General features: G+C 68.3%; 11 protein-coding genes and 1 pseudogene. 7 read left to right on the forward strand and 5 right to left on the reverse strand.

All coding sequences use genetic code 11. The features are described from left to right. The first annotated feature begins 93 nt into the window (after window positions 1-93). From fliR to ASE86_RS00780, 6 genes are read left to right on the forward strand one after another with little or no spacing between them, the layout of a single operon-like run. Window positions 94-867 carry a flagellar biosynthetic protein FliR gene (fliR, locus tag ASE86_RS00755; RefSeq protein ID WP_082441575.1) on the forward strand — a complete coding sequence of 258 codons (774 nt, stop codon included), beginning with the start codon at window positions 94-96 and terminating at the stop codon, window positions 865-867. Next, window positions 867-1,991, forward strand: a complete 1,125-nt coding sequence (locus ASE86_RS00760) for a flagellar biosynthesis protein FlhB (RefSeq protein WP_056421628.1) — start codon at window positions 867-869, stop codon at window positions 1,989-1,991. Before fliR ends, ASE86_RS00760 begins: the two co-directional genes overlap by 1 nt. Window positions 1,992-2,035: 44 nt before the next feature. Beyond that, a complete protein-coding gene (fliD, locus tag ASE86_RS00765) occupies window positions 2,036-3,460 on the forward strand; it encodes a flagellar filament capping protein FliD (RefSeq protein WP_056421629.1) in 1,425 nt (474 codons plus the stop codon). Continuing rightward, entirely contained in the window at window positions 3,460-3,858 is a 399-nt protein-coding gene (locus tag ASE86_RS00770) for a flagellar protein FliS (RefSeq protein ID WP_056421630.1), read from the forward strand. Before fliD ends, ASE86_RS00770 begins: the two co-directional genes overlap by 1 nt. Window positions 3,859-3,891: 33 nt before the next feature. Next, window positions 3,892-4,428 carry an NADPH-dependent FMN reductase gene (locus ASE86_RS00775; protein WP_056421631.1) on the forward strand — a complete coding sequence of 179 codons (537 nt, stop codon included), beginning with the start codon at window positions 3,892-3,894 and terminating at the stop codon, window positions 4,426-4,428. A gap of 35 nt (window positions 4,429-4,463) precedes the next feature. Continuing rightward, window positions 4,464-4,994, forward strand: coding sequence for a response regulator (locus ASE86_RS00780; RefSeq protein WP_056421632.1), 531 nt, complete (start codon window positions 4,464-4,466; stop codon window positions 4,992-4,994). Here the strand turns inward: ASE86_RS00780 and ASE86_RS00785 are convergent. The 5 genes from ASE86_RS00785 to argH are packed head-to-tail and all read right to left on the reverse strand — an operon-like array spanning window position 4,969 to window position 9,534. Continuing rightward, a complete protein-coding gene (locus tag ASE86_RS00785; protein ID WP_056421633.1) occupies window positions 4,969-5,916 on the reverse strand; it encodes a zinc transporter ZntB in 948 nt (315 codons plus the stop codon). The genes ASE86_RS00780 and ASE86_RS00785 overlap by 26 nt on opposite strands. Then, window positions 5,913-6,662, reverse strand: coding sequence for a bifunctional precorrin-2 dehydrogenase/sirohydrochlorin ferrochelatase (locus ASE86_RS00790; protein WP_056421634.1), 750 nt, complete (start codon window positions 6,660-6,662; stop codon window positions 5,913-5,915). The genes ASE86_RS00785 and ASE86_RS00790 overlap by 4 nt, the downstream gene beginning before the upstream one ends. A gap of 4 nt (window positions 6,663-6,666) precedes the next feature. Further along, entirely contained in the window at window positions 6,667-7,923 is a 1,257-nt protein-coding gene (gene lysA / locus ASE86_RS00795; RefSeq protein WP_056421635.1) for a diaminopimelate decarboxylase, read from the reverse strand. Window positions 7,924-7,927: 4 nt separating this feature from the next. Continuing rightward, window positions 7,928-8,161 (reverse strand): hypothetical protein, encoded by a 234-nt coding sequence (locus ASE86_RS00800; RefSeq protein WP_056421636.1) that lies wholly within the window; start codon window positions 8,159-8,161, stop codon window positions 7,928-7,930. After that, complete coding sequence (argH, locus tag ASE86_RS00805; protein ID WP_056421637.1) at window positions 8,158-9,534, reverse strand: argininosuccinate lyase; 1,377 nt, start codon at window positions 9,532-9,534, stop codon at window positions 8,158-8,160. The genes ASE86_RS00800 and argH overlap by 4 nt, the downstream gene beginning before the upstream one ends. On the opposite strand from argH, the pseudogene ASE86_RS16355 reads away from it, so the two are divergent. Beyond that, window positions 9,482-9,703 (forward strand): annotated as a pseudogene (locus ASE86_RS16355) (hypothetical protein); the annotation flags it as partial. The gene argH and the pseudogene ASE86_RS16355 sit on opposite strands and share 53 nt — an antisense overlap.

A 9,703-nucleotide genomic window follows, 5' to 3' on the forward strand; every position in this document is an offset into this window, starting at 1 on the left:
GCGGCAAAGCCGCGTCGTCGAACGGGCGCATGACGCCCGCCGGCCGGGCTTGCCTGCGTGGCGCACAGCGTGCGCGCTCTCGCAGGCTGCGCCGTGCTAGGCTTCGGCCTTGCCATAGAGCCGCAGCTCTGGGCGCTCCTCTTCACGATGGTGCGCGTCGGTGCGGCATTCGTAGCCGCGCCGGTGTTCGGTGCGGTCGCGGTGCCGCTGCCCGTGCGCATCACGCTGTCGGGTGCGATCGGCATCCTGGTCCTCAACAGCCAGAGCTACGCCGTTCCGACCGAAGTCTTCGCACTCACCACCTTCGTCTCGATCGCCGCCGAGATCCTCGTCGGCCTGGCGATCGGCTTCATCATCCAGATCGCCTTTGCCGCACCGCTGGTCGCAAGCGAATTGATCGGCACGTCGATGGGGATCGGCTTTGCACAGGCGGTCGATCCGCTGAACGGCACGTCGTCGCCGGCGCTCGGCCAGTTCCTGTCGATCCTGCTGACGCTCCTGTTCCTGTCGGTCGACGGTCACCTGATCCTGGTCGACCTGATCGTCCGGTCCTACCAGGCGCTGCCGCCCGGAGCGGCGTGGATCGCGCCGGAGCGGTTGCGCAACATCGCCTTCTTCGGCGGCTACGCCTTTCTTGCCGGACTGCTGCTCGCCTTGCCGGTCGGTTTCCTGCTGCTGAGCCTGAACCTCGTCGTCGGCATGCTGTCGCGCTCGGCGCCGGCCATGAACCTGTTCGCGGTCGGCCTGCCCGCCAGCCTGGCGGTCGGCGTCGTCGCGCTGATGATCGGCCTGCCCGCGATGGGCGATTACATGCAGGTCATCGTCCGTGAAGCGCTCGACATGACCGCCAAGCTGGTCTTCGGCTGATGTCGGAGGGCGGCGAAAAGACAGAAGCCCCGACACCCAAGCGCCGTCAAAAGGCGCTTGATGACGGGCAAATGCTGCGCAGCAAGGAGTTCGCCTCCGCGCTGGGAATGCTGATCGGCTGCGCATGGATCGCGATGCTGGGCCCGAGTATGCTCGCCGCGCTGAAGGGCGTCATGGCCGCCGGCTTCACCTTCGGGCGCGCCGATGTCGAGCATTTCGAACCCTTCCGCCCGCTGGCCGAGGCGGGTGCGAAACTGATGCCGTCGATCCTGGTGCTGTTCGCGGTGTCGGTCGTCGGCGCGATCCTGAGTCAGGCGGGGCTCGGCGCACTGCATTTCAATCCGAAGCTGATGGCGCCCAAGCCGTCGAAGCTGAACCCGGCATCGGGCCTCAAACGCATCTTCGGCATGCAGGGCTGGGTCGAACTCGGCAAGTCGCTGCTGAAGGTCATCCTGCTCGGATCGATCGGCGGCTATATGCTCTGGTCCATGGCGCAGTCGTCGATCGGCCTCGTCACGTCCGATTTCCACCGCGCGGTCGAGAATCTGGGCGGCACGTTCCTGACGCTGCTGTTCGTCATGGCCGGCGGGCTGGTGCTGATCGCGATGATCGACGTGCCGCTCCAGGCCTTCCAGCTGCTCGCCAAGCTGCGCATGAGCAAGGACGAGATCAAGGACGAGCACAAGGAGGCCGAGGGCAACCCCGAGAACAAGGCGCAGCTGCGCGCGCGCCAGCGCGAAATTCTGAAGGGCGGTTTCCGCAAGGCGATGGGCGAGGCGCATGTCGTGCTGACCAACCCGACCCATTTCTCGGTCGCGCTGCGCTATGATCCCGGCAAGGATCAGGTGCCGGTGGTGGTCGCCAAGGGCCGCGGCGCGACCGCGTTCGCCATCCGCGATCTGGCGGGCGAGATGCAGGTGCCGGTGCTCGAATATCCGACGCTCGCCCGCGGCATATATTACACCAGCAAGGAGGGGCAGGAGATCCGCGACGATCTGTATCTCGCGGTCGCGACCGTCCTCGCCTTCGTGTTCGGCGTCAACCAGGCCGCCGGCGGCATCCAGCCGCTGGTTACCGTGCCCGACACCGCGAAATTCGACGAGAACGGCGTCAAGCAGGGCTAAATATTCAGCGCTTCCGGTCGATTACAGGGGGGAAGGGGACGCTCGTGGTCGAATCGATTGCCAAGACGCTGGGAACGGGATCGGGGATCGATGTCTCCGCGCTCGTCACCGGCCTGGTCTCCGCGCAATTCGCGGGCAAGACCAAGCAGATCGAGACGCGCAACGATGCGCTGACGGCCCAGATCTCCAGCGTCGCTGAGCTGAAGAGCGGGATGACGCAATTCTCGACCGCGCTCGCCAGCCTGGTGAAGGGCGGGACGCTGGCCACGCAGGCGACCAGCAGCAACCCCGCGGTCGTCAAGGCAACCGCGATCGGCGGCAAGCCGGTCACCAGCCTTTCGAACGCAGTCGAGGTGCAGCAACTGGCCTCCGCCCAGGTCACCGCGACCGAGCCGCTGACGACCGGCGTGCCCTTGGGCGACGCGACGGCATCGGGCCCGAGCAGCATCCGCATCCAGTTCTTCGCGCCCGACGCCGATGGCGTGTTACGTCCCGATTCGCGAGCGACCGACATCGCCTTCGCGAGCGATGCCGAGACGACGCCCAGCGCGATCGCCGCCAAGATCAACGCAACGCCGAACACCGGCCTGACCGCCTCCATCGTCACCGATCGCGGCGGCGAGCGACTGGTGTTGAAGAGCGCGACCGGGATCGACCAGACCTTCACGATCGCCGCGCAAGGATCGCCCGGCTTCGTCGATGCGATGCAGGTGTCGCGGACCGACGCCAAGATCCGCGCCACCGCCGGCGATGCGCTGCTGTCGGTCGATGGCGTCGCGGTGTCGCGCAGCACCAACAGCATCGCCGACCTGATACCGGGCGTCCGGCTGGACCTGCAATCCGCCGCGCCGGGCGTCCGCGTCGCACTGGGCGCCACGCCCGCGACATCCGCGCTGACCCAGGCGGTCAACGATGTCGTCACGACCTATAACGAGCTGTACAAGCTGGTGCAGGCGGCGACCGATCCGGTCACCGGCAAGCTGGCGCGCGATCCGGCGGCGCAGGACATGAAGCGCCAGTTGCGCAACCTGACGCTGATCGACCTGACCGGCGCGACCGACGGCAGCCCGCGGACCTTGTCCGAACTGGGCGTGACGACCAACCGCGACGGGTCGCTCAGCGTCGATTCGAAGCGGCTGGCATCGGTCGTCGCATCGAGCCCGGCTGCGGTCGAGGCGATGTTCACCGATCGTGGCGTACGATCGACCAAGGACGGCCTGGCGTCGGCCCTGAACGCGGTATCGGCGACCGTCACCAGCTTCGCGTTCGGGCTGGGCGCGGCGCAGACCCGCTATTCCAAGGCGCAGTCGGCGCTGACCGCGGAAAGGACCAAGCTGACCGATGCGCAGGAAAAAGCGACCACCCGCCTGACCCAGCAATACGCCACGATGGATTCGCGCGTGGCGGCATACAAGGCGACGCAGAGCATGCTGACGAACCAGATCGCCGCCTGGAACAAGAGTTCGTAATGGCCCGCTACGCAACCGCGCTCGCCCGTCCCGAGGCGACGTATCGCTCGATCGATCTCGTCAGCCGCACCGGCGGGCAGGATGCGGCGGGGCTGGTCTCGCTGCTGTACGGCGAATGCGTCCGGGCGCTGCGATCGGCGGCATGGGCGGCCGAGCACCGCCGCTACGACGTCAAGAGCGAGCGGGTGACGCGTGCCATCTCGATCCTGTTCGCGCTGGAGAACGGCCTGGATTTCGATAACGGCGGCGACCTGTCGCTGACGCTGTCGCGGCTATACCAGGGGTCGCGGCGCGAGGTGGTCAACGCGAGCCTCGGCATGGACCCGGCGCCGTTCCTGTCGGTGGCGTCCACGCTGGAGGAAATCGCCGGCGCCTGGGAATCCGCGCGTCGCGCGTGACGGATCGAATCTAACGCGCTAGCGACACGCGGGATGAGCCAGCCGCATATCGTCGCCCTGGGCGGCACCAGCCGACCGCAATCCTCCACCGGCGCCGCGCTTTCCCGCGCACTGGCGATCGCGGAGGCGCGGGGCGCGCGCACGACGCTGCTGACCGGGGACGCCATCGCCTTTCCCAATTTCGAACCCGGCCAGATCGACGGCAACCCGACGCTCGATGCGTTCCTGACTGCGCTGCGCACCGCCGACGGCATCATCATCGGATCGCCCGGTTACCACGGCACCTTTTCGGGCATGGTCAAGAACGCGCTCGACCATGTCGAGCTGATGTCGAAGGACGAGCGGCCGTATTTTCACGGGCTTCCCGTCGGCCATATCGCGACTGCGGCCGGGTGGCAGGCGGCGGTCGCAACGCTGATCGGGCTGCGCAGCATCACCCATGCGCTGCGCGGCTGGCCGACGCCGCTGGGCGTCGCGATCAACACCGCCGAGGGACCGGACGCGATCGACCGCGCCGAGCCGCAGCTGGCGATGATGGTCGGGCAGATGCTCGACTTCCTGAAGCGTTGACGCGGCGTTAACCATCGCGCCGTAGCGTCGGCCCTATGATCGACACTCGTCCCGCTTCCCGCGTCGCGTCGCCGACCATCCTCGTCGTCGACGACAGCCGGACCAATCGTGACGTCTTGTGTCGTCGCCTGACCCAGAGCGGTTTCGCCGTTCTGCCGTGCGACAGCGGCCGACAGGCGCTCGTCATGATCGACCACGGCGACATCGATCTGGTCCTGCTCGACATGGTCATGCCCGAAATGTCGGGGGTCGCGGTGCTGGGCGAGCTTCGCGGTTCGCCCAAGACGGCCGACCTGCCGGTCATCGTCATCACCGGCCGCAGCGATCCTGCGGCGGCGGTGGAAGCGCTGGCGGCCGGGGCAGACGACTGGATCGCGAAGCCTTTTTCCTTCGACATGCTCGTGGCGCGGATCGACCGGATCCTCGCGCGGTCGGCACGCCGGAGCGATCGACCACGACCCGGCACATCGGCGGATGCGACCATCGATCGGTCGCGGCTGATCGCATCGATCCGGGCGCTGAGTGATGAAGTCGCGCGGCTCAGCGGGTCCAGTGCCGCCAGCTGAACCAGCCGACGATCCCGACCGCGATCAGGGCGCACATCCCAAGGATCGCATCGAACGCCCAGGGTTCCTTGGCGAACGGCAGTCCCTCGACGTTCATCCCGTACAATCCGGTCAGGAACGTCAGCGGCAGGAACACCATCGCCGCGATGGCGATGACCAGGCTGCGCTGGTCGATCAGCTCGCCGCGCAGGTCGGTCAGCGTCTCGTGCATCAACCCGGCGCGCTCGCGGATCGCCTCGACTTCCTCGGCCATGCGCGCGGCGCGATCGGCGGCGGACGACAGGTGGACGCGGTCGTCGTCCTGCAACCAGTCTGCGGGCAACGCCGCCAGCTTTTCCAGCGCGGCGCGCTGCGGATTCAGGAAGCGGCGATAACCGATCGCTTCCACCCGCACGCGGTTGACCCGCTGGCGCAGGCGAAACGCGCGGATCGCCTCGATCTGCGTCTCGCAGACATCCAGCCGGTCGCCCAGGTCCGCGACGACGGGGTCGAGCTCCTCGGTAATAGCGGAGGCGAATTCGGCGATCAGGTCGCCGGGGTCGAGGATGCGCCCCGCCGCGACCGACCGCTTGACCGTCTCCAGCGCCTTCAGCTGCCGCCGCATGACGGTGTAGACGTGACCGGCACTCGCAAAGATACGCACCGACGCCAGCAGGTCGCTGCCGACATCGGCCTCGGTCATCCCGCGCAGATTGACCAGTGCGCCATCGTCCATCGGCGTGCAGCGCGGACGCGTCTCGGCCGCGATCAAGCCCTCGACGACATAATCCGGCAGCTTCGCCTCGTCGGTCAGCCATGCGCGGGCGTGTTCGTTGGACACGCACAGATGGACCCAGACGAAATCGCCGGCGGCGGAAGGCGCCGCCCTCAACTCGACTTCTTCGGCGCTGCCGTCGCGCAGGGCATAGGCGAAACCGCTCATCGTCTGCGCTCTACCCACAAGGTCAGGCCGGGTTCCGTCGTCGCCGGGACGGGCGCCGCAACCCGCACCGCGTCGGCGCGCGCGCGGTCGAGAACGGCGGACGACACGTCGGCGGCATGATGGACACGATCCGCGAGCGCGAACAGCCGCGCGTCGCGCAGAGTGAGCGCGTCGGGATCATCGGTCACGTGCACCGCCTCGACTCGACTGGCGACGGTTCCGGCATCGGCCAGCCAGCGCTCGACCGCGATCGGATCGCCCAGCGGATCGAGCGGCCCGCCCGGCGCCAGCGCCGCCCCGATCGCGCGGCGCCGATCGCCGCCGTCGCTCCAGCGGGTGCGCATCGCCCCGCGCGCGGCCTGCAATCCCTTTGCCAGCGTCCCCAGCCCGGCGGGCAGCAGTGCCTCCAGCCGCTGGCGCAGCGCGGCGGCGAGACCGGCCGACACGCCCCCCGTCCCGACCGCGACCAGCACGTCGCCGCGTTCGACGATCGCGGGCAGGGTGAAGTCGCACAGGTCGGGGCGATCGACGACGTTGACCAGCAGCCCCCGCGCCTTCAGCCGCGCGACCGCGGCGTCGTCGTCGACCACGATGGCAAGGGCGGCGTCGGTCGCATCCTCATCGACGATCCGCGCGCCGGCGCGTTCCAGCAGGCGACGCTTGGCGTCCGCCGCCTCGCCATCGCCGACCAGTACGACCGCGCGGTCGGTCAGGCGGACGAAGATGGGCAGGCTGTGGAGCGTCACGCCCTCACAACCAGTCCGGCACCCGCTCCGCGCCCATCACCGTCTCGGCGGCGATGCGGTCGGCCACGACGGCGTAGCGGTCGCCGTCGACCAGCACTTCGGGCACCAGCGCGCGGCTGTTGTAGGTCGATGCCATCGTCGCCCCGTAAGCACCGGCGGTACGGAAGATGGCGAGGTCGCCGCTCGTCACGCAATCGATCTCGCGGTTCTTGGCAAAGGTATCGCCGCTCTCGCACACCGGCCCGGCGATGTTCGCGGTCATACGCTCACCCGTCGCCTCGACCGCGACGAAATCGTGGAACGCATCGTACAGCGCAGGACGGGCGAGGTCGTTCATCGCGGCGTCGACGATCACCCACGGGTCGCCGACGCCCGGCTTCACCCAGATGACCCTGGTCAGCAGCACGCCGGCATTGCCCGCGATCACCCGACCGGGTTCGAACATCAGCGTGACGCCCCAGTCCTTCGTCACCCGCGCGACCATTGCGCCGAGTTCGGCCGGTGACGGAAAGACATCGTCCGGACGATAGGGCACACCCAGCCCGCCGCCCAGATCGACATGCGTGATCGTGTGGCCGTGCGCCCGCAGTTCGGTCACCAGCTCGCCGATGCGGACATAGGCCTGTTCCAGCGGTGCAAGACTCTGCAACTGGCTGCCGATGTGGATGGCGACGCCGCGCAGGTCCAGGCCGTCGAGCGGTGCCAGCCGGTCGAAGATCGCGACCGCATCGCTGATCGCGACGCCGAACTTGTTCTCCGCCTTCCCGGTCGAGATCTTGGCGTGCGTTCCCGCATCGACGTCGGGATTGACGCGCAGCACGGCGGGCGCGCGTATCCCACGCTTGGCCGCCAGCGCGGCGACGACGCTGCCTTCCTCCTCCAGCTCCAGGTTGAACTGGCCGATGCCGGCATCAAGCCCGGCCTCAAGCTCGGCGATCTGCTTGCCGACGCCGGAAAAGACGATGTCGTGCGGTTTCATGCCCGCGGCCAGCGCGCGCCGCATCTCGCCGACCGACACGACATCGGCGCCATAGCCCATGTTGGCCATGATCCGCAGGACCGCGAGGTTGGGGTTGGCCTTGATCGCATAGGCCAGGTGGACCTTGCCGGCCTGTTCCATCCCTTCGCGAAACGCCCGCGCGTGGCGTTCGAAAGTGCGGCGCGAGTAGACGTAGACGGGCGTACCAACCTCTTCCGCGATGCGGGTCAGCGGCACGTCTTCGGCGTGGAGCACGCCGTTCTGGGGAGCAAAATCGTCCATCGTCTCACTTCGGCGGAAGGTCGAATTCATCGCGGGCGCGCTTGTCGCTCGACTGTTGCAGATCGTCGGCGCGACGCGGCCGCGCCTGGGTCGACGGCTGCATCAGGTCGCCCGCGTTCGGCGTGGCGGTGGCGCCATAAGGCTTGACCGGCAACGCCTTGCCCTCGGCGGGTTTGAGGTCGCCGCGCGAGCCGCAGGCCGCCAGCGCCAGCAGGCCGATCGCCACCAGATACTTCATGCCTCTGCCTCCCGTGCAGCGCGCGCCGCCGTGACCGCCGCGCGCACGCGATCGGGCGCGGTGCCGCCGAAACTCCTGCGGCTGGCGACCGATGCATCGACCGTCAGCACATCATAGACACGCGCATCGATCCGCGCGTCGATCGCGGTCAGCTCCTCGATCGGCACCGCGTCGAGTTTCACGTGGAGCGCCTCGGCCCGGGCGACCGCGCGACCGGTGACGTGATGCGCCTCGCGAAACGGCAGCCCGGCCTCGCGTACCAGCCAGTCAGCCAGATCGGTCGCGGTGGCGAACCCGGCCTCGGCCACGCCGCGCATCCGGTCGGTGCGGAAGGTCGCCGATTCGATCATGCCGGTCATCGCCGCGATCGACAGCGCGAGCAGCGAATGGCACTCGAACACCGGCGGCTTGTCGTCCTGCATGTCCTTGGAATACGCCAGCGGCAGGCCCTTCATCGTCACCATCAGGCCGGTCATCAGCCCGACGATGCGGCCCGCATGGCCACGCACCAGTTCGGCCGCATCCGGATTGCGCTTCTGCGGCATGATCGAACTGCCGGTCGACCATTGGTCGCTCAAGGACACGAAGCCGAACGGCTGCGACGCCCACAGCACGAACTCCTCGGCCAGCCGGCTCAGGTGCAGCGCGCACTGGCTGGCGCTGGTCAGATATTCGATCGCGAAGTCGCGGTCGCTGACCGAATCGAGGCTGTTGGTCGTCGGCCCATCGAAACCCAGCGCCGCCGCGGTCATCTCCCGGTCGATCGGGAAGCCCGTTCCCGCCAGCGCCGCTGCGCCCAGCGGGCAGCGATTGAGCCGCGCACGCGCGTCGACAAAGCGCGAGCGATCGCGCGCGACCATGTCGTGATAGGCCATCAGGTGGTGGCCGAGCGTCACCGGCTGCGCGCTCTGCAAATGGGTGAAGCCCGGCATCACCGCATCGGCATGGTCATCCGCACGGGCGATCAGCGCATCGAGCAGCGCGCCCAGCGCCACGTTCGTCTCGTCGATCGCATCGCGCACCCACAGGCGGAAATCGGTCGCGACCTGGTCGTTGCGGCTGCGCGCGGTGTGGAGCCGCCCGGCAGGCGTCCCGATCGCCTCGGCCAGCCGCGCCTCGGTCAGCATGTGGATATCTTCGAGCGCCAGATCCTCGGGCACGCCGTTCGCGGCGTAATCGTCGGCGACCGTCTCCAGCCCCGCGGTGATCGCGTCGGCATCCTCACGCGACACGATGCCGGTTTCGGCCAGCATCGCGACATGCGCCTTCGATCCGGCAATGTCCTGTCGCCACATTTGCTTGTCGAACGGGATCGAGGCATTGATCGCGCGCATTACCGCCGAGGGGCCTGCGGCGAACCTGCCGCCCCACATGCTGTTGGAGGAACTCATGCGCCTGTCGCTCTACCCTGTGATCCTGGCGGCCGTGCTGACCGCCGGCTGCGATAGGCAATCGAACGCCCCCGCACAAGAAAACGTCGCGACGGCCGCACCGAGCCCCGACGAGGTCAGCCCGGACGAGGTGGCCCCGTCGACCGGAGCG

It is taken from the genome of Sphingomonas sp. Leaf33 (assembly GCF_001421785.1).
Taxonomy (GTDB): domain Bacteria; phylum Pseudomonadota; class Alphaproteobacteria; order Sphingomonadales; family Sphingomonadaceae; genus Sphingomonas.